16 protein-coding genes are annotated in these 20,335 nt (G+C 69.4%); 4 read left to right on the top strand and 12 right to left on the bottom strand.

All coding sequences use genetic code 11. From position 1 onward, the window contains the following. Window positions 1-11: 11 nt before the first annotated feature. Window positions 12-1,073, top strand: a complete 1,062-nt coding sequence (locus JOD67_RS18080) for an SRPBCC family protein (RefSeq protein ID WP_205118780.1) — start codon at window positions 12-14, stop codon at window positions 1,071-1,073. Here JOD67_RS18080 and JOD67_RS18075 read toward each other — a convergent pair. From JOD67_RS18075 to JOD67_RS18050, 6 genes are read right to left on the bottom strand one after another with little or no spacing between them, the layout of a single operon-like run. Beyond that, entirely contained in the window at window positions 1,070-2,188 is a 1,119-nt protein-coding gene (locus JOD67_RS18075; protein WP_205118779.1) for an aminotransferase class V-fold PLP-dependent enzyme, read from the bottom strand. The two genes, JOD67_RS18080 and JOD67_RS18075, sit on opposite strands and share 4 nt — an antisense overlap. A 23-nt stretch (window positions 2,189-2,211) precedes the next feature. Continuing rightward, entirely contained in the window at window positions 2,212-3,039 is an 828-nt protein-coding gene (locus JOD67_RS18070) for a carbohydrate ABC transporter permease (RefSeq protein ID WP_239553900.1), read from the bottom strand. After that, window positions 3,032-3,925 carry a carbohydrate ABC transporter permease gene (locus JOD67_RS18065; protein WP_205118778.1) on the bottom strand — a complete coding sequence of 298 codons (894 nt, stop codon included), beginning with the start codon at window positions 3,923-3,925 and terminating at the stop codon, window positions 3,032-3,034. The genes JOD67_RS18070 and JOD67_RS18065 overlap by 8 nt, the downstream gene beginning before the upstream one ends. Before the next feature lie 34 nt (window positions 3,926-3,959). After that, entirely contained in the window at window positions 3,960-5,231 is a 1,272-nt protein-coding gene (locus JOD67_RS18060; RefSeq protein ID WP_205118777.1) for an ABC transporter substrate-binding protein, read from the bottom strand. Beyond that, window positions 5,231-6,490, bottom strand: a complete 1,260-nt coding sequence (locus JOD67_RS18055; RefSeq protein WP_205118776.1) for a Gfo/Idh/MocA family protein — start codon at window positions 6,488-6,490, stop codon at window positions 5,231-5,233. The genes JOD67_RS18060 and JOD67_RS18055 overlap by 1 nt, the downstream gene beginning before the upstream one ends. A 1-nt stretch (window position 6,491) precedes the next feature. Next, on the bottom strand, window positions 6,492-7,277 hold the full coding sequence (locus JOD67_RS18050) for a phytanoyl-CoA dioxygenase family protein (RefSeq protein ID WP_205118775.1): 786 nt from the start codon (window positions 7,275-7,277) through the stop codon (window positions 6,492-6,494). Window positions 7,278-7,372: 95 nt separating this feature from the next. Here JOD67_RS18050 and JOD67_RS41945 point away from each other — a divergent pair, with 95 nt between their 5' ends. Next, window positions 7,373-8,296: an AraC family transcriptional regulator gene (locus JOD67_RS41945; RefSeq protein WP_205118774.1), complete on the top strand. Its 924-nt coding sequence runs from the start codon at window positions 7,373-7,375 to the stop codon at window positions 8,294-8,296. 81 nt (window positions 8,297-8,377) lie between these two features. On the opposite strand, the gene dnaK is transcribed toward JOD67_RS41945, so the two are convergent. From dnaK to JOD67_RS18030, 3 genes are all read right to left on the bottom strand, one after another. Beyond that, window positions 8,378-10,258: a molecular chaperone DnaK gene (dnaK, locus tag JOD67_RS18040; RefSeq protein WP_205118773.1), complete on the bottom strand. Its 1,881-nt coding sequence runs from the start codon at window positions 10,256-10,258 to the stop codon at window positions 8,378-8,380. Between the two features lie 95 nt (window positions 10,259-10,353). After that, entirely contained in the window at window positions 10,354-12,336 is a 1,983-nt protein-coding gene (locus JOD67_RS18035; RefSeq protein ID WP_205118772.1) for a CDP-glycerol glycerophosphotransferase family protein, read from the bottom strand. A gap of 11 nt (window positions 12,337-12,347) precedes the next feature. Then, a complete protein-coding gene (locus JOD67_RS18030) occupies window positions 12,348-14,249 on the bottom strand; it encodes a hypothetical protein (protein WP_205118771.1) in 1,902 nt (633 codons plus the stop codon). A 517-nt stretch (window positions 14,250-14,766) separates the two neighbouring features. Between JOD67_RS18030 and JOD67_RS18025 the strand changes: the two genes are divergently transcribed. Then, a complete protein-coding gene (locus tag JOD67_RS18025; RefSeq protein WP_205118770.1) occupies window positions 14,767-16,656 on the top strand; it encodes a glycosyltransferase family protein in 1,890 nt (629 codons plus the stop codon). Window positions 16,657-16,660: 4 nt separating this feature from the next. Then, window positions 16,661-17,269, top strand: a complete 609-nt coding sequence (gene rfbC / locus JOD67_RS18020; protein ID WP_205118769.1) for a dTDP-4-dehydrorhamnose 3,5-epimerase — start codon at window positions 16,661-16,663, stop codon at window positions 17,267-17,269. On the opposite strand, the gene JOD67_RS18015 is transcribed toward rfbC, so the two are convergent. From JOD67_RS18015 to JOD67_RS18005, 3 genes are read right to left on the bottom strand one after another with little or no spacing between them, the layout of a single operon-like run. Next, the gene (locus JOD67_RS18015) at window positions 17,241-19,151 is read right to left on the bottom strand and encodes an FtsX-like permease family protein (RefSeq protein WP_205118768.1); all 1,911 of its coding nucleotides are present in this window, start codon (window positions 19,149-19,151) and stop codon (window positions 17,241-17,243) included. The genes rfbC and JOD67_RS18015 overlap by 29 nt on opposite strands. Then, window positions 19,148-19,807, bottom strand: a complete 660-nt coding sequence (locus JOD67_RS18010) for an ABC transporter ATP-binding protein (RefSeq protein WP_205118767.1) — start codon at window positions 19,805-19,807, stop codon at window positions 19,148-19,150. The genes JOD67_RS18015 and JOD67_RS18010 overlap by 4 nt, the downstream gene beginning before the upstream one ends. Then, a complete protein-coding gene (locus JOD67_RS18005; protein WP_205118766.1) occupies window positions 19,804-20,331 on the bottom strand; it encodes a PadR family transcriptional regulator in 528 nt (175 codons plus the stop codon). Before JOD67_RS18005 ends, JOD67_RS18010 begins: the two co-directional genes overlap by 4 nt. Between the last annotated feature and the right edge of the window lie 4 nt (window positions 20,332-20,335).

Here is a 20,335-nt window from a genome sequence, read left to right as displayed (position 1 = left end):
AAGGAGCCCCGGTGGACGACGACGCCCGACGGATCGAGAAGGAGGTCGCGCTCCCCGCGACTCCGGAGCAGGTGTGGGAGGCGATCGCGACTGGGCCCGGCATCTCCGCTTGGTACGTCCCGCACGAGATCTTCCCCGGTGAGGGCGGCCTGGTGAGCCTCGGGCCGGGACTGGACGGCCGGGTGCTGGTGTGGCAGGAGGGTGAGCGGTTCGCGTACGGGCGGTTCCCGCTGGAATCGCCGGACCAGCCGGACTACTTGTACGACTTCCGCATCGCCGCGGTCTCCGCGAACGGCGAGATGGACGAGGACACCGAGGACGCCGAGGACGCCACCGAGGAGGTCGTCGAGGAGCCGGTGGCCGACGAGGTCGAGGAGGTCGAGGAACCCACAGCGGAGTCCGAGGACACCGCCGACGAGGCAGCCGAAGACTCCGAGGACTCCGACGACTGGGCGGACGAGGAGCCCGAGACCAGCGTGCTCACCTTCGTCCAGAGCGGGTTCCCCGAGGGCGAGGAGTGGGACGCGGAGTTCGCGAGCTACGACCAGGGCTGGGACCTGTTCCTCGGCAACCTGACCGCGTACCTCACCCACTTCCCCGGCGAGCCCGGTGCGGCCACCGTCGCCGGTGCGAGCCCGGAGCTCAGCGCGGAAGTGGCCTGGACCCAGCTGGTCGCGGCGCTGAACGTCGAGGGCGAGCTCGCCGTCGAGGCGTCGATCGAGCTGAAGCCGGAAGGCCCGGAGGAGATCACCGGCACGGTCGACGCGGTCGTCGCCCACCAGCTGCTCGGCATCCGTACAGAGAACGGCCTGCACCGGTTCGCGGTCGACGGCGACGAGCCCTGCACGGTGAGCATCTACCACTACCTGTACGGCGAGGAGGTTGCCGACGAGGAGGTGGTCGACCAGCTCTCCGGTGACTGGCAGGACTGGCTGGACGAGCTCTTCCCGCTCACCGACGACGAGCTCGACGACGAAGACGAAGAGGACGAAGCCGAGGCAGAGGCCGACTCTGAGGACGAGGACGAGGCGGACACCGACACCTCCGAGCCCGAGGACAAGCCGACCAGCTAGAGCTGTCCTCGCCGCGCGGCGGCGAAGACGTTCCTCAACCGCTCCGCGACGACTGCCGCCTGCCCGTCGTGCAGGTTGCACGGATCGAGCTGGAACCAGCCGTTGGCGACTTCGTGATCGCGCACGACGACGGCCGGCGATCCCGCCGCCAGCGCCGCAGCCACGTCACGTGCGGACGCGCCCGCTTCGGCCGCGTCGACGACGACGAGCAGGCGGTCGAGCGGGTTGCCCGTCGGGTCGGGCACGATCCGGGTCGTGACGCCCGGCGTCTCCGCGAGCGCCTGGCTCCACGACCGAAGCGCTGCCGTCTCGCGGGCGCGGATCGCCGCCGGGTCGCGCCGGTCCCAGGCCGCCAACGCCGCGATCGTTCCGGCGATCGACTCCTTGCCGACCTTCATGCCTCGCCCGATGCCGGCGTTCTGCAGGGCGCAGGCGCGGACGAGGTCCCGCCGACCCGCGACGATGCCCGCGGTGGGTCCACCGAGGAACTTGTGCGCCGAATAGACGACGACGTCGGCACCGGCGGTCAGGAAGCCGCGGAGGTCGTACTCCGAGGCGGCATCGACGATCACCGGCACGCCGCGTTCGTGACACAGCGCGCTGAACCTTTCGAGCGGGACCTGGCCGTAGCCGACGACGTGGTGGGAGACGACGAACAGGCCCGCGGCGGTCTGCTCCGACAGCGCGTCCCGAACGTTGTGCTCGCCGACCAGGGTCGCCGTTCCCACCAGGTCGACCCTCGCCCCCGCGAGTCGGACCGCCTGCGAGAGCGGCGCGCCGTAGTGGCAGTTGTGACCCGCCTGCAGCACGACCCGGTTCCGCAAGCCGTCGGTGTCGGGCAGCTGCTCGACACGGCTCAGGTCGGCGCCGGTCATCGCCGCCGCGACGGCGACCGTGATGCCGGCGCTGGCCGAGGCCGTGACGAACCCCGCCTCGGCGCCCGTGGCCGCCGCGACCGTTTCGCCAGCCAGCGCGTGCAGTTCACTCATCCGTACGAAGCGAGGCAGCATCGCCACCATCGCCGCGGCGACCTCCGGCCCGGCGATCGAGGCGCCCAGCGCCGTCATCGTTCCGGACACGTTGATCACGGTCGGTACGTCCGCCGCATCGGCCACGGTCGGCCCCTCTCCAGGTGAGGTCAGCCCCGGATGCCGGAGAACGCGAGGCCCGCGATCACGCGTCGTTGCAGGGCGACGAAGAAGATCATGACGGGCAGCATGACGACCAGGCTCGCCGCCATCATCTGCGGGTAGTCGGTCTCGTGCTCGCCGGCGAACGAGGCGATGCCGACGGCGAGCGGCATGTTCTCGCTGTACGTCGCGACGATGAGCGGCCAGAGGAACGCGCCCCACGAGCTGATCGCCACGATGATGGCGAGGGCACTCACACCCGGCATGGCCAGCGGCAGCATGATGCGGACGAACGTGGTCACCGGTCCCGCCCCGTCGATCTTGGCGGCGTCACTCAGCTCGCGCGGTAGGCCCAGGAAGAACTGCCGCATCATGAACGTCCCGAAGACCGTGACGATCCCGGGTGCGACGAGTCCCGCGATGGTGTTGAGCAGACCGAGGTTCTGCACGATCTGGTACTGGCTGATCAGCAGCAGCTCGGCCGGAATCATCAAGATGGACAGCAGGATCGCGAAGATCGGCCTGGCGCCGGCGAACTTGAGCCGGGCGAACGCGTACCCCGCCATCGACGCGAAGAGCACCTGGCAGACCGTCTGGATGACCGTGAACAGCACGGTGTTGCGCAGCTGGTCCCAGAACGGAAAGGCCGCCAGCGCCGCGGGATAGTTCCCCCACTGGATCGTCTCCGGAAGGAGCCGTTTGGGGATCGCGGTCACCTCGGCGTTGGTCATGAGGGACGCCGAGATCTGGTAGAGGAACGGAGAGACCATCAGCAGTCCACCGACGCCGAGCACGACGTAGGCGACGACGTTCGATCCACCTCGACGGCTACTCATAGTGCACCCATCTGCGTTGCAGCCGGAACTGGACGAGCGTCACGGCCGCGATCACGAGGAGGACGACGACCCCGATGGCGGCGGCGTATCCCTTGTCGTTGACCAGGAATCCCTCGTCGTAGAAGAGATAGACGAGGGTCTGCGCGTCGTCGATGACGGGGTTCGTCGGGCCGATCATCAAGAACACCAGGTCGAACACCTTGAGCGAGGCGATCACGGTGATGGTCGTGACGAAGAAGATGCTCGGGGTCAGCAGCGGAACGGTGACGTGCAGCAGTCTCCGCACCGGGCTGGCGCCGTCGAGCTCGGCGGCCTCGTACAGCTCGTCCGGAATGGTCTGCAAACCGGCGCCGAGGATGATCATGTTGAAGCCGAGCGTGGTCCAGATCCCCACGACGGCGACCGCGACGATGCTCACGACGGGTGTCTGCAGCCAGAACGGTCCGGTGATCCCGACCAGGGACAGCACGTAGTTGATCACGCCGAACTCGCCGTTGAACATCAGCTTCCACACCATCGCGATGGCGGCCGGCACGGTGACGACCGGCAGGAAGAACAGGATGCGGAAGAACGTCCGACCACGCAGGCCCGGGCGGTTCAGCAGGCTGGCCAACCAGATCGCGAGCGGGATCGAGAGCAGCGTGACCGCGGTGTAGAGCGCGGTGTTGCCGAGCGCCTTCAGGACCTGCGGATCGCCGGCCAGCCTGAGGTAGTTCTCCGCCCCGATCCAGGTCGTCCCGCCGAACGGCCCCCATTCGGTGAACGAGAAGTAGACCGACTGCAGCGTGGGCCACAGATAGAACGCGGAGATCCCCACCACGGTGGGGAAGATGAACGCCCACGGCACCCAGCCGTCGTGCTGCCGGCGCGCCCGTACGAGCCTCACGGCGACGCCGGTCGACGACCCTGGTTTGTGCACCTCAGCCCTTGGCGAGCTGGGCGTTCATCTGCTTGGCCAGCTCGGTTCCGGCGGACTTCGCGTCGACCTTTCCCGACCAGAGGTCGGCAAGCACCTTGGGCTCGAGGCTCGACCACGCCGTGGTGTTCTTGGAGCACGGGTAGGGATAGCCGGTCTTCGCCGCGTCGATCAGGACCTTCAGGTCGAACTCCGGACGGGCAGCGAGGTAGGACTGTTCGCTGCCGGCGAAGGGCGGGATGGTCGAACCGGTGCCACCCAGCAGCTCGGAGAACTCCTTCGACGCGACCCACGAGCAGAAGACGCGCGCGGCGGCCTTGTTCTTGGACGAGGCGCTGATAGAGGTCCCGACGCCGTGCACGACGCAGTCGCTGTTGACCTTCTTCGGAAGGTGGACGAGCTTGATGTTCTTGGCCTGCGGCGACTCCGCCAAGGTAGCGACGGAGGTCGCGCCGCCGTAGAGCATGGCGGCCTTGCCGCTGCCGAACCAGTCGTCGGGATCCTGGTCGCTGAGCTGGTTGATGGACGGCGCCGAGGCGTTCCGCATCATGCTCGCGAAGTACTCCAGTCCCTCGATGGTCTCGGGCTTGTCGTAGCCGGACGTGGACTTGTCCTCGGAGATGACGAAGCCGCCGGCCTGGTGAATCGTGTTGTAGTAGCTGACCTCACCGCTGCCGAGTTCGAACGCTATCCCGTAGACGCCCTTACTGTTCTTCTTGATGCGGTCAGCGGTGCTCTGCACGGTCTCCCACGTCCAGCTGTCGTTCGGGTGCTCCTCCCCGACAGCGTCGAAGAGTGCGGTGTTGTACCAGAGCGCGGTGGCGTTGTAGACGCCCGGAACGCCGTACAGCTTGCCGTCGAGCGTGTAGAGGTCGAGGAGGGGCGCGGGGAAGTTCGTGGGCACGAGCGACTTGTCGTCGACCATGCTGTCGAGCGGCTCCAGGTTGCCGTTTCCCGCGTACAGCTGGAAGTTGGGGCCGTTCATCCAGATCACGTCGGGGGCCGTACCGGAGCTCGTCTGCGTCTGCAGCTTGGACCAGTACCCGTCCCACGGCGTGTCCTGAACGGTGACGCGGATGCCTGGATGCGCCTTGCTGAACGCGGGGAGGTTCTTGCGCACCATGTCGGCCACGATCTTGTCCCACAGGCCGAAGCTGATCTCGGCGTTCTCGGCGTCGCCTTCTCCACCTCCGCCGCCGCCCTTGCTCGAACAGCCCACCAGGGCGGCCCCGATACCCAAGCCCGTCAGGCCCTTGAGAAGGCCGCGTCGGTTCATCACCCTGCTGCTCCGTTCAACGTGACGACCGCGCCCTCGAGCCGCGAGCGTTCCGCGGCCCAGGTGATGCGGTGGGTCTCGAGCGTGGCGTCCGGTCCGCTGAGCTCTTCCTTCGCGACATCTCCAGCTACGGCAGCGAGGAACTCGGCCACGATGTCGCCGTCGGCGCCACCATGGTCACCGAGATCCTGGGACTCCTCGGCGGTCCGCGGGGTGTGCGTCGTGACCGTTCCGGTCTGGAACTGCCTTACGGTGAAGGAGGTTCCGTCGCCTTCGATGGACCCTTCGGTGCCGAAGATCCTGGTCTGCCGGCCGTGGATGTCGGCGAACGCGACGGCGGTGAACGAGGCCGTCGCGCCGCCCTCGTACTCGATCGTGACGACCTGGTGGTCGACGGCGTCGTTGCCTCCGTCGTAGACGCATCGGCCGTACTCGCTTGTCTGCAAGGCGTCCAGGAGGTCGCCTGTCTCGGACTTCCGCCGGACGATGTCGGCGAAGTGGCCCGCACCGCGGCCGTGGTAGATGCGCAGCGCCGAGTAGGTGCAGGTCGGCTCGACGGCGCAGCTCGTACAGCTCGTCCCGGCGCCGACGGGTTTGCGTTCCGGGCGGAACTCCAGCAGCGAGCCGAACGACGAGACTCTCAACGCCCGTTGCCCAATCACGTACGACAGCCAGTCGATGTCGTGGCATGACTTGGACAGCAGCATGGAGCTCGACTCGGACTCGCGAGACCAGTTGCCGCGGACGTAGGAGTGGGCGAAGTGGTACCAACCGATCGGCTCGAGGTGTTCGACGCTGGCGATCCGGCCGATGGCGCCCGACCGTACGACCGCCCGGATCGCCTTGGTGTACGGGGTGTAGCGCATCACGTGGCAGACCATCAGGAACGCACCGGAGCGCTCCGCGGCAGCGGCGATCTGCTCGGCGTCGGCCTCGGTAGGTGCCATCGGCTTCTCGAGCAGGATGTCGTAGCCGAGGTCCGCGCAGGCGACGGCCGGATCCCGATGCTGCCGGTCCGGCGTGGCGACGATGACGGCGTCGGCGATCTTGCCGCGCGCGACCAGGTCGGTCCAGGACTCGAACCGCAGGTCCGGAGCGATGCCGTGGTCGTCTGCCACCCGGTCGCGCTGACGGAGATTGGGATCCGCGACGGCGACGACCTCGGCCCGCCCGGTCTTGCGGAACAGCCTTGCGTACAAGGCACCGCGTGACCCGGCACCGATCACCGCGACGCGCAGCGGAGCGTCTGTGGCAGCCACGTCACTGTGCCTCGGTGTTGCGTACGACGCGTTCGTTGTTCGTCTTGCCGTGATCCATGCCGAGCTCGCGTTCGCGCGCGATCATGGCCGCCGGCCGGTAGTTCAGGATGTACGCGCGGCGGTGCCGGTCGGTGATGTTGCCGCGGGAGTAGTGCAACGTCCGGCCGACGTGTGCCACCGCGGCACCCGGCTGGAGCGGTACGGGCGTCGCCCCGGGCTCGTCCTCCGATCCCTCGCACTCGATGGCACCTCCGCCCTTGCCTGCCGGCCGGTGTGGGCGGACCGGGCCGCGGTGCGAGCCCTGGACGTACCACATGCAGCCGCTGTCCAACGTCGCCTCGTCGAGCGACACCCAGATCGAGACCGCGCGTCCGTCGGGGAGATTGACCCAGTAGCCGGCGTCCTGGTGCCAGGGCGTCGCGGTGGCGGTCCTCGGCGCCTTGTCGATCAGCATGTCGAAGTCGAGCTCGGCGTCGGCACCGATCAGCTCGCGAGCCAGCTCCAGTCCCCGGGCGTGCAGCGGCAGGTCGACGAGCTCGCGGCAGAGCAGGGACGGCCACATGATCTGGGTGATGTTCTCCGTGCCCGTGACGGACGGCTCCGCGCCGGCGCCGAGGTCGCTCCGCTTGCTGCCCGCGTCGATCTCGCCGGACAGGAACCGGTCGTAGATGGTGCGGTAAGCCTCGAGCTCGGCCGTACTCAGCAGGTTGTCGAGAACGACGAAGCCGTCGCGGTCGAGAGCCTCCACGTGGGCTGCCGTTCCCGCGGGCAATTGGTCGGTCTCCATGGCGCCACCCTGTCCGATTAAGCTGGAATGCGCGTCCGGATTCCTCCACCGGACGTTTTCGGGCGTCCCGTCGGCCTGAGCGGAGGTGGTGAACGGTGACCGACCGTGCTCGGCTGCCGGCTGCCTCGGACGTGCCCGATCTGGAGTCGACCTCGGAACGCACGATCGTCGATCTGCGCGGCCTCGGGCCGTTCGTGAGCGTCGGGCGCTACCGCTACCTCGCGGCCCACGACCCTCTGCCGCCGCAGCGCCACGCTCGCCTGCTGGTGCTGGCGCTGCCCTTGCGGGGGCGCTTCGACGTCCTCATCGACGGGCATGTGACGACCGCGGACCCGGGCGAGGCGATCCGGATCCGGCCCGGCAGTACGTACGTCACCGGCATCGGCGTCCAGCCGCGCGGCGAGTTGCTCTGGCTGTTGTTGAACGCGGACGCTCCTGGTGGCGAGCCGGTGGATCCGGTACTCGCCCGGGTGATCCGGCAGCTGGTCGAGTCCGACTGCGCGGTGTGGCCCGTTCCGCCGTTGAGCTCCGACCTGCTCACGCGCGTGTTGGCGGCTCCACCCGGCGACGACGCCCTCAGCCGCGCGTGGCGCCAGTCACTGTGTACGAGCGCGTTGATCGACCTGCTGCGCGGGCGGTCGACGGACGACGCGGATCGGCTGCCGATGCACCCGGGCCTCCGCCGGGCGCTGGAGTGGATGGAGGGGCGGCTGTCCGAACCGATCTCGGTGACGCAGCTGATGGACGTCTCGCAGATGTCGGCGACGCACTTCTACGAGACGTTCACGAAAACGTTCGGGACGAGCCCGAAGGACCACATCCTGCGGGTGAAGATCGAGCGGGCCGAGGACCTGCTCACGGAGGGTTCGCACAGCATCACGTCGATCGCCTATGAGCTCGGTTTCTCCACCAGCAAACACTTCTCGGCCGCGTTCCGCCGGTACGTGGGCATGTCCCCGACCGAGTTCCGCGAAGGGACCGGCAACGCCCTCAGACTGGTCCGTGACGCCCGCCAGTGACTGTGGGAGCGGAGTTGTTGGACAGATCACGGCTTCTAGGCCGAGATCTGTCCAACAAGTCGTGGGCGTTCGCTCCGAGCCCTAGCCTGCGGGCTTGTCCTTCGGCTCCTCGGCGGGCGGCTCGTCCTCGACGACCTCACCCTCGACGACGCCGTCGTCTGCAGCGTCCGTCGCGGAGTCCGTCGGAGCGCCCTCCGCGCCGCCACCCTGCTGAGCGGCGGCATACATCGCGGCACCCATCTTCTCCCGCGACGCCGACAGCTTGTCGAACGCGGCCTTGAGCGCGTCGGTGTCGTCGCCCTCCAACGCCTTCTTCAGCGCCGCGACGTCCTCGGTGACCTCGGCCTTCGCGTCCTCCGGGATCACTTCGCCGTTGTCGGTAAGGAACTTCTCCGTCTGGTACGCCAGCTGGTCCGAGGTGTCCCGCAGGTCCGCGGCCTCGCGGCGCTTGCGGTCGTCCTCGGCGTACTGCTCGGCGTCCCGGATCATCTTGTCGATGTCGTCCTTCGGCAACGCCGAGCCGCCGGTCACCTGCATCCGCTGCTCACGCCCGGTCGCGGTGTCCTTTGCCGACACGTTCACGATGCCGTTCGGGTCGATGTCGAACGTCACCTCGATCTTCGGAACCCCGCGCGGCGCCGGCGCGATGCCTGTCAACTCGAAGTTGCCGAGCAGGTGGTTGTCCGCCGCCATCGGCCGCTCGCCCTGGTAGACCTCCACCAGAACGGCGGGCTGGTTGTCCGACGCCGTCGAGACGATCTCCGTACGCTTCGTCGGGATCGTCGTGTTGCGCTCGATCAGCTTGGTGAAAACCCCACCGTCCTTGGCCAAACGCCCCGTCGCGATGCCCAGGGACAGCGGCGTCACGTCGAGCAACAGGACGTCCTTGACCTCACCCCTCAGCACACCGGACTGCAGGGACGCGCCGACGGCGACGACCTCGTCGGGGTTGACGCCCTTGTTGGGCTCCTTGCCACCGGTCAGGTCGCGCACGAGGTCCGCCACGGCCGGCATCCGGGTCGACCCACCGACCAGGATCACGTGGTCGATCTTGTCCAGCGGGATGCCCGCGTCCTTCAAAACCTGCTCGAACGGTCGGCGGCAGCGCTCCAGCAGGTCCGACGTCATCCGCTGGAACTCCGAGCGGGTGAGCTTCTCCTCCAGGTGCAGCGGTCCGGACTCGCCGAGGGTGATGTACGGCAGGTTGACGTTCGACTCCGACGCCGACGAGAGCTCGATCTTCGCCTTCTCCGCCGCCTCGGTCAGCCGCTGCTTGGCGATCTTGTCCGCCGCCAGGTCGATGCCCTGCTTGTTCTTGAACTGCGCCACCAGCCAGTCGACGACCTTCTGGTCCCAGTCGTCGCCGCCGAGGTGGTTGTCACCGTTCGTCGCCTTGACCTCGAACACCCCGTCGCCGATCTCCAACAGCGACACGTCGAACGTGCCACCGCCGAGGTCGAACACCAGGATGGTCTGGTCCGAGCCCTTGTCCAGGCCGTACGCCAGCGCCGCCGCGGTCGGCTCGTTGATGATGCGCTGCACGTTCAGACCGGCGATCTCACCGGCCTCCTTGGTCGCCTGCCGCTGAGCGTCGGAGAAGTACGCGGGAACGGTGATCACCGCGTCCGTCACCGGCTCGCCGAGATACGCCTCGGCGTCGCGCTTCAGCTTCTGCAGGATGAAGGCCGAGATCTGCTGCGGCGTGAACGACTTCTCGTCGATCTGCTGCTTCCAGGTCGTCCCCATGTGCCGCTTGACCGACCGGATCGTACGGTCGACGTTCGTCACCGCCTGCCGCTTCGCGACCTCGCCGACGAGCACCTCACCGCTCTTGGCGAACGCCACCACCGACGGCGTCGTCCGGGAACCCTCGGCGTTCGTCACGACCGTGGGCTCGCCGCCCTCCAGAACCGCCACCACAGAGTTCGTCGTACCGAGGTCGATACCGACCGCTCGAGCCATACCCGTTCCTCCATCCAAGCCAACGCAGGAGACTTGAGTCTAGCTCACGCAGGTTCGACCGCAAGCAGCAAGCTTGAGTGGAGTTGGCTCAACTCTCAGCGGCTGCCGGCGGGGACGACCGCAGGGTCGGCGCCCGGGCCAGCGCCGCGAACGCCCGCCCACTCCAGCTCCGCCTCGGCGACCAGCCGGTCCACTGCCGCGTCCCAGCGGGCGATCGACGTCGGCTTGTCCGGCCCCAGCAGGTACGCCCGGGCCACGTCACGCTCGGCCGCCAACGGGTCGGTCGCGACGATCCGGTCGATGATCTCCTCCAGGTCGCCGGCGCCTGGGTGCAGCAGGTACGCCGCCCGCGAGCTCGGGAACGACTCGCGGAACACCCCGTCCGGGAGCCCCTTCGGGTTCGCGACGAGGTACGGCTTGCCGCTCGCGATGAAGTCCGAGACCACGCTCGACACGTCCGCGATCAGCAGGTCCGCGGCGTTGAAGCAGTCGAACAGCGTCGGCATCTTCTCCGTGACGACCAGGTGGTGCCCCGCGTGCGCGGACCAGAACGTCGACACCCGCTCGGCGACGAGCGCCGCCTCCTCGTCGACGGTCACGTCGGCGGCGCCGAGCCGCGCCTCCAGCGCGTCGAGCCGGGCCTGCGCGGACGGCGGGACGGTGCGGGCGCCGTTCGCCGTGGCGATCAGCGCGCGGATCCGTTCGTCGACCTCGCGGGCCGCGACGTCGCGGGTGCCGGTCAGCGGGTGCGGCTTGTAGACGAGCCGCACGGGGATCGGCCCGTTGAGCAGCTTGCGGACGATCTGCGGACCCATCTCGGTCAACGAGGTCTGGAACTCCTCGTCGTTCCAGCCCTCCCAGGTCGGCGCGTAGAGCACGGTCAGCGGCCGGTCCGGGTGCGCGACGGGGCGCTTCGTCCGCCGTTCGATGCTGTCGAGCTGCGGCCGCCCGACCTCGACGATCGCGTCGTCGCGTACGCCGACCTTGGCCCGCGCGTACCGGTCGCGACCGCCGGCGCCGGCGACCCAGATCTGGTCGTACGCCTTGCTGAACGGGTTGAAGCTGCCGACCTTGTCACTGTCGCCGTGCCCGATGAACACGCTCTTCACCCGCGGCTCCCGCAGGAACTGGATGTTCTTGCTGCTGTGCGCGACGTAGAACGCGACCTGCACCTGCGGCAACGCGAAGCCCATCAGGTCGACAGCGCCCGGCACGCAGACCACGGGGACGTCGGTCCGCGCGAGCTGCTTGATCGCGTGCCGCTCGCGCACCAGCACCACCGCGCGCCGGCGCATCCGCGACAGTGTGGAGAGCCACATGTCGACCTGGTACGTCGCGTTCGCCGAGCCGCTGAAGTAGAGGACGACCTCGGTCTGGCGTTCCCGCAGGGCTTGGCTCACCGCGTCGAGCAGCTCCTGCCGGCTGGGCTGGCGGCGCAGCCACAGCAGCCAGCGGACGAGCACGACGCAGGCACCGCCGACCACGGCAAGGTACGCGAGCACGAGCGCGGTGAAGACCCATGCCGCGTCCCACTGCACGCTGAGCACGCCGCCCAGCAGCGCGAGGGCGCCGAGCGCGTGCAGCCGCAGGCTGACGTCGTCCTCGAGCACCCGCGGCAGGTGGACGGGGATGAACTTCGTGGGGAGTTGGAGGTTGCGTACCTCCACCGCCGGCACGATGCGCCGCCGGACCAGCTTGAGCAGCACGAGGTAGCCGACGCGCGCCGCGACCACGGCCACCGCGAGCACGGCGAACGTGAGCAGCCCCGGCCGTCCGACGATCGCGGCCATCAGTAGCACCGCGAACGCGAGCACGAAGGCCCGGTGGGTGAGCCCGAACTGGACGCGCCGGAGCGCTGCGGTGAACTCGGGCATCCGGCGGTCGACAAAGGTGTCGGCGGCGACGGCCGCGAGCAGCGCGAACGTGAACAGCAGCGGTGTGGCGAGGACCGCGGTGAGGACCACGGAGGCGTACGCCACGACCAGAAGCACGGCGCCGACCAGCAACGAGCCACGACGCTTGAGCGAGTCCAGCACGGCCAACCCTTCTTCCGACACCTCGATCGCTGACCTGCCCACCTGCCACCTGCTCAACTGCTGGCGAGTGTGACCCCTTCGACCGTCCGCGCCACCTGCGCGCGCAGTCGGTCCATCGCCGGGGGCTGCTCCGGCCCGAGCAGCTCGAGGCGTACCGCAACACGTACTTCCGCGGCGGGATCGCCGAGTCCGCGACCAGCGGAGAGCAAACCCGACAGTCCGTAACCGTCGGCATCGACCAAGTAACCGCCGCGGCTCGAAGGGTAGCGAACGGCGAAGGCGGCGGGATCCAGGCCTGCGGGATTCGTCACGCCGTACGGTTTGCCGCTCGCCACGAAGTCCGACACCACGCTCGACACGTCGCACAGCAGGACGTCAGCCGCTTCGAAGCAGGCGGTGAGGCTGAACGGCGGACCGGGGACGACGCGGTGGGTGCGCTCGTCGTTCGGTCGCAGCTGCTTGCGGGCCCAGACTTCCAACGCGGCAACGCGTTCCGACCTCGTGGTGACCGCAGCGGCGCGTGCGACGTCGAGGTCGTCTCGGGCCGCTTCCAGGCCGTCGGGGACCTCGGCGGGCTGCGGGACGGCGGCGTCGTCGAGCAGCGCGACGATCTCGCGGTCCGCGTTCGCCGTCGCCTCGTCGCGGGTGCCGAGGAGCGGGTGCGGCCGATACAGGACACGGACGCCTTCCTGGTCGAGGAGGGCGCGGACCAGGTCGGGACCACAGACCGCGACCGAGGAGGGGGACGGCTCGCCGCCAGCACCCTCCCAAGTCGGGGCATAGAGGACGGTGAGCCCGTCGCCCTCGTCCGCCTCGTCGGGCCTCGGGCGATCGGCGTCAGGGTGGCGCGGGTGGCCGATCTCTGTGATCGCGGTGAGCTCGAGCGCTTCGGCGCGGAACCGTTCCGCCGCGGCTGGCCCGGAGGTCCAGACCTCGTCGTAGGCCTTGAGGAACGGCGTGCAGTGCGCGGGGTCGTCGCTGTCGCCGTGGCCGAGGTAGACGTGCCTTGTGCCGCGCCGGAGGAGGAGGTCGACGTTGCTGGCGTCGTGCGCGACGTACCCGACGAGCTTCAGGGCGGGCAGGTCGAGCTCTCGCAGCTCCTGGCTGCTCTCGACGCAGAGGACGGGGACGCGGGTCGGGCCGAGCCTGCGCAGGGTGTCGCGGTCGCGGACGAGGATGACGGTCGGAACGTCGAGGTGTTCGAACGTCTCGACCCACATCTCCAACTGGTACAGGGTTTCCGGACTTCCCCCGAAGTAGAGGGCGACGTTCGGTGCGACCTTGCCGAGCGCGCGCTGGATGGCGGCGGTGAACCGTTCGGCGGGGACTCGTCCCATCGCGAGTGCCCCCACGCCGAGGACGCAAACCCCCACCAGGGCGAGGGAAACGGCTGCCGCCGCGCCGATGGCGAGCTCACGGATCGAGCCGGTGAGGACGGCCGCGGTGGCGCCGGCGAGCAGGAGGACGTCGGGCAGCGCGAGCAGGTCCTCGGTGTGCCTGGTGAAGACCGCGGGGAGCGCTTTGGGTACGCGGACGGGCGCGAGATCGAAGCCGCGGCTGACGATCGGCATCGTGCGGCGCCGTTTCATCAGGTCGGCGGTTGCCGAGCCGGCCAGTCGCAGGAGCTGGATCGCGAGGAGCGCCGCGGCGGCGAGGAGGATCCAGCGGGTCTGGTCGGTGCGGACCAGGAAGACAAGGAGCGCCACGCCTCGTACGAGCGCACGCCAGGCTCCGCCGGCGCCGAGGCTGGCGAAGTACGACGACGCACTCGGGGCGAACCGGCGCCAGGCGATCTCCAGCGCGGCGCAGCAGACGGCGGCCGCGAGGAACGTCCAGGCCGAGGGGATGGCGGCGCCGACGAGGAGTGCGGCGTAGGCGAGGACCAGCAGGCTCGCGACGATCGATGCGGTGCGCCCTTGCGGAGACGCGGGACCCCGTTCGGTGGCGGGCGGCACGGGTGCGTGTCCTCACTAGATCTGTGCTCGTGAACTGCGGCGGCCTCGGCGGACTCCGCAACCTATCGGGACGACCACAGGGAGTGAACTCAGGGTGCCCCGGCCGCGTCTGCCGGATATCGCCGGGCGCGCGACACCCCACATCCCGCCTGGCCGCGGTCCAGCTCGTCACCCATATAACCAATATGAGTTCCTCCTGCACCACGCCCAGCCGGGCGCGGGGCGCCGCGCGCACGCGCGCTGCGCGCGCTGGCCGACGCTCTCCGTCATCCCCGGCCGGCCTGTCCGAATGGCATGCCCCCTCCCGGTTGCACCGGGGCCGATCGGTGGCACTATGCACGACGGTCCGGGGTCCCCGGCGCATGCGGTGACCGGTGCGGCGGGTTAGCCTCGTAGGGACTCGTCCGTTCCCGTCAGCCAGCCATCTCCTGCGAGGTCCAAGGTCATGCCGGTCAAGGTGAGCGTCATCGTTCCTGCTCGCCAATCCGCGTCTGACCTGCAAGTTACTCTCGCGTCAGTGCGGGCACAGACCCTTCCGGCCGAAGAACTGGAGATCCTCCTCGTCGGCCCGGACCAGCCGGTCTCGGCGCCGTGGGACGAGGCCTGGGACGCGGGTGTCGCCGCGGCGACCGGCGAGTACGTCCAGCTGGTCGAGCCCGGCGCGACACTCCCCCGCGAGGCGCTGGCGAAGCTGTACGAGCTCGGCCACCGCAACCTCGCCGACCTCGTGATCGGCAAGCAGTCGTCGCCGGATCCGATCGAGGGCGCCTCGCTCGTCCACGGGGTGCGCGACAAGGTGACGATCCACGACTTCCCGCTGTACGAGATCGTGTCGTCGGGGCAGCTGTTCCGGAAGGCATTCCTGGACGAGCAGCGGCTCCGATGCGGCTCGGCCGGTCGGCCGCTCGCGCACCAGATCTTCTTGCTCCGTTCGTACTTCGCCGCCCAGATCGTCTCTCTCCTTGGCGACTTCGTGTGCTACCAGGCTCCTGCCCGGCCTGTCGTTCCGGCTGTCGACGCATTGGAGCACACCGCCGGGCTGCGCGAGCTCGTCGAGGTCGTGGAGTCCCGTACGCATCCGAACGACCTCCGCCTCGCGGTGCTGCGCCGCATCTACCGAGCCGAGCTGCTCGGCCGGATTCCGCCTATCCAGGAAGGCAATGACGCCCTCCTGGCGGAGCTGCAGCGCGCTGCGACGGAGCTGTTCCCGGCCGAGCTGACGGGTGCGCTGCCGGCGATCTCGCGGATGCGTTCGGACCTGCTGCGGGCGACGCGGCTCGACGCCCTGATCGAGCTGGGCCGGCGGGCGGCCTCCGTCGACGCGCACGCGACGCTCTCCGATCTGGAGTGGGTGGACGGCAAGCTGGAGTTGACGCTGTCGGCCGTCCTCACCCAGGGCACGGACGGCGTACCGCTGGGGCTGCTGCGGCGCGGCGGGCAGTACTTCGTCGACCCGGAGTTCAGCGCTGGCCTGCTCGACTGGGAGGCCGGCGAGGTCACGAAGGAGCTGTCCGGGTTCCGGGTCGACATCACCTTGCGGAACGCCGAGTCCGGCGCGGACTGGACGGTGCCGGCGAAGCTCGAGCTGCACGTCGACGAGGGCGAGTCGGCCGGCGACGGAACGCGGTGCGCGGTCACGTTCCGCGGCAAGGCGACGCTCGACCCCGAGCGCGTGGCGGGCAAGCGGGTGCTGCCGCCGGGGTCGTGGGATCTGTGGGTGCAGGTGCGGATGCTCGGGCTGGACCGGCGCGTACGGCTCGGGGCGTCGTCGTCTGACACGCTGGCCGCGAAGCTGCTGCCGGCGGCCTTGGGGCGGCCCGCGCAGGTGGTGATCCCGTTCTTCACCGGTGGCGGCGGTCTCAGCGTGGACGTCGGCCGGCACGCTCTCGGGCTGGCGCAGGCCCTGTCCCATGCGCACGCGATCCCCGGTCCGGGGAACGGGCGGCGGCTGGAGCTCGGGCTGCCCGTGGTGTCGCGGCGCGGGAGTGGCTCGCTGCCGGCGCAGGTGGTGATACGAGACGACGGCTCGCGGGCGACCTCGGTGATGCTGCCGGCGCGGCTGGAGTCCGCCGGCCCGCGGGCGCGGCTGATCGCCGACCTCGGTGCGGACTCCCCCGGCCCGCTGCTGCGGCTGCGGCCCGGGAAGTGGCAGGTGATCGGGCTGCTGGACGGCGAGCTGGGACCCGAGGTGCCGTTGGGCAAACTCGAGGTGGACCAGCGCTCGCGGGCGTACCTCGTCGGCGGGGACCGGATCGGGCTCGTGACGGACCTGTCGCGCCGCGCGGCCCGTGCGGCGATCGCGCGGCCGGGCCTGAAGCGCCTTGGCGTACGCGTGGTGGATCGGCTGCCGAGCAACTGGCGGCACCGTATTCGAGCTGCGGTCCAACGGGCGCGTGCGGCAGTCTAGGTAGGTGCAGCCCCTCTCCATTCCCGGCGCTTTCGTCGTCGACTCGCCGGTGATCCCGGATGCGCGCGGGTCGTTCAACGTCTGGTTCTCGTCTTCGGGTTTCCGTGCTGCTGTTGGGCATTCCTTCACGGTGGCGCAGGCGAACTGCTCCGTGTCGGCACGCGGGGTGGTGCGAGGTCTCCACTACGCGGACGTTCCGCCGTCCCAGGCGAAGCTGGTGACGTGCGTGCGTGGAGCGGTGCTGGACGTCGTGGTCGACCTGCGGGTGGGGTCTCCGACCTACCGGCGTTGGGAGTTCGTCGAGCTGAACGAGGCGACCCGCCGTTCGGTGTACGTGGGCGAAGGTCTGGGCCACGGCTTCGTCTCGTTGACCGACGACGCCACCGTGATCTACCTCTGCTCATCGCCGTACACCCCCGAACGAGAGCACGCCGTCTCCCCGTTCGACCCCGACCTCGCCATCCCCTGGCCGCGCGAAGTCGAGCCGATCCTGTCCGACAAGGACGCCGCCGCCCTGTCCTTGGCCGAGGCCGAAGGCCTGCTGCCGAGGTACGAGGACTGCTTGAACTTCCACGCCGAGCTCGTCACTCGCGACGAAGCTGCTCAGGACTAAGCCGTCCGCCAACCGCGGGCAACGTCGCGAGAGCGACGAGCACAGCCGCCAAGACGGCCGCTGCGACGAGGCCGAGCACTGATGCCCACGGGAGATACGCGGTCTCGTCGTCGAACGCGAGATAGCTGCTGCCCGCGAGCAACCCGAGCCCTCCGGCGAGCGGCAACCCGAGGCCCAGCGGAACGAGGGTCTGCAGCAGCTGCGCACGGCGGGCAAGGCGGTTCGGCGCACCGAGAGCCCTGAGTGCCACCACCTGCGGGCGCCGCTCGACCGCCCGGTCGATCGCGGCGATGCCGAACGCGATCAGCCCGACGAACACCGCGACCGAGGTGACGCCCCACAGGATCACCCGGTAGCCGGCGACCTGGTCCAGCACCTCCCAGTCGGGCATGCTCATGCCGAAGTCGAGCCCGCCGGTGACCGCCAGGACATCGTCATAGACGGCGTTCCAGACCTCCCGGCCGGGATCGGCGATCACGACCCACGTCCTGTGCTCGTCGCCGAGGAGCACCTCGGCGCCCGGGTGATCACGGGGGACGAACAGAGTCGGGAAGACCGCCGGATAGTCGCTCTCGGAGTCCCAGGTGATCTCGGTCGACGGCGCCTCGACCGTGAGTACTCCGTCTCCGCGAGCCGGTCGAAGCTCGAGGGGATCGCCGGCCGGCGGCCTGTTCTCGCCGGTCAACGCCTTCGTGCCGACCCAGGACACCTGGTCGTCGCGGCAGCCGGTGGCGGACGCCAGCAGGACAGTCAGCTCAGCGCAGGTTCCGAGGTAGACCTCGGTGACGCACAACGAACCCGACCCTTCGCAGTCCGGCTGGAACGTGTGCGCGGCGATGATCTGTCGCACATAGGGGCGGTCCGTGAGCTGGTCGATGGGCGGAAGGGGCTTGTCCGACGGCATGAAACCGATCTGCTGTGGGCCGATGTAGGCATTGTGGTAGGAATCGATGTACTGAGGCGTGCGCTCCCACATCACAATCACGCACTGCGCGCCGGTCACCAGGTAGAGCGCGATGAGCAGTCCCGCGACCACGCGAGTCGTTCCGGTGGGCTCGAGCTGAAGACGCCGAGCCGCGATCAGTGCCGCGGGACGTTTCGTCAACTGGGCAAGGACATCTGCCAGCCCTCGGACGATCACCGGGACAGCGATCGGCAGGCCCACACCGGTCAACACCGTTCCCACGAGGAAGGGACCGAGCACCTCCCACACATTGCTGGCCTCGTCGTTCCGGAGCAACGCGTACCCCAGCATCGCCGCGCCCGCGAGCGACGGAACCAGGCGCAACAGGCTCGGGCGGCGGGTTGGCCCGTCGGCGCGGGTCGCCAGGGGACGGGCTGTCACGGCGCGAGTCGGGGCCAGGGACACGAGCACTGCAAGGAGGACCACACCGGCTACGACCGCGAGCACTTGGACCACCGGCGGCAGGAAGTCCACGACCGGGTAGCGCCGGCCCGCGAGCGAGAGCACACCGACGACGGGACGGACGGCGAAGAACAGCCCCGTTCCCACCACCACACCGGCCAGAGCGAGCGTGCCGGCCTCCACTGCCGCGACGAGCCGGGTCCGGCCGGGCGGCAGTCCGAGCAGCCGAAGCGCGGCGAGCCGGCGGTCGCGCACTGACGCCGACAGCCGGTTGACGGTCGCCAGCAACACCAGTACTGGCATGGCGAGGAACACCACGATGACCGCGAGCAGCAGCCGGTGCGACATGTCGAAGTCCTGACCCCACCGCACCGCCTCCGCATGCGACACAGCGAGCGTGGCGAGCAGGACGAACACCCCGAGCGCCGAGGCTCCGACGATGAGTCCGGCGCGGAGCCGTTCGCGCCGGCCGGTCCCCACCGCCAGCCGGACGCCGAGACGAAACTCCGGGCTCATGCCGCCACCCTCCCGTCACGAAGGATGACCTCGCGGTCGGCGTGCGCGGCCACCCGATGGTCGTGGGTAACGAGCACCACGCTCGCGCCGTTGCTCCGGGCGAGTTTGATCAACGCCGTAAGGACGAGCTCGCCCGCCACCGAGTCGAGCGCTCCGGTGGGTTCGTCGGCGAACACGACCGACGGTTCGTGCACGAGGGCACGCGCCACCGCGGCACGTTGGACCTGTCCGCCCGACACCTCGGCGGGACGACGGCCGGCGATGTCGTCGATCTCCAACGCCTCGAGCAGACCCGACGCCTTCCGCATCGCATCCCGCGGAGAACGGTTGAGCTGCAGCGGGAGAACGACATTCTCGCGCAACGTCAGCTCAGGCAGGAGATCGCTGAACTGGAAGACGAATCCGAACGACCGCAGCCGAAGCGCGCTACGCGCACCCTCGGACAGTCCCGTGACGGAACGGTCCTCGAACAGCACCTCTCCTCCGTCCGGACGCAAGATCCCCGCGAGACAGTGCAGCAACGTCGACTTCCCCGAGCCCGACGGACCCATGACCGCGACGATCTCCCCTGCCTGGATGTCGATCGACAGGTCGTCCAACGCGGTCGTGGCGCCGAACGCCAGGCTCAGCTCCCTGCCGACGAGTCGTGCGGTCATCCCAGGTCCCCCCGTTCGAGGCGCTGGACCGTCTCCTCTATCCAGCGCAGATCCGTGTCCAGATGGGCGATCTCGTAGTCCAGCGCGAGCCGCCTCACCACGTCGGCGTCCGCGCGGGCACGGGTCAGCTCCCGCATGCGCGCGAGGTGAATCGCCCGCTGCGCGTCGAGGACGACATGCGGCGGCCGCCCGGAGAGCAGCGCCAACGTCGTCTTGACGAACAACGTGCTCTGCCCGAACGCGATCGGCTGCTCAGGTGCCGCGATCCACAGCTCCAGCTCGGTCACACCGTTCTTGGTGATCGCGTACCGGCGGCGCTCCGGCCCCTCCCCCGTCTCGACGCCGACGACCTCGGCGAACCCGTCACGCTCGAGCCGCCCGAGCGTCGCGTAGACCTGGCCGAACGCCAGCGGCTTGTGCGCGGCGAACAGCTCGTCGTAGCGCTGCTTGAGCGTGTAGCCGTACGACGGCCGCTCTTCGAGGAGGCCGAGCAAGGTACGCCCGACCGGACTGCCAGTGGACATGCCG

It is taken from the genome of Tenggerimyces flavus (assembly GCF_016907715.1).
In the GTDB taxonomy this organism is placed as follows: Bacteria; Actinomycetota; Actinomycetes; order Propionibacteriales; family Actinopolymorphaceae; genus Tenggerimyces; species Tenggerimyces flavus.
This window is presented reverse-complemented; position numbering and strand designations above follow the sequence as displayed.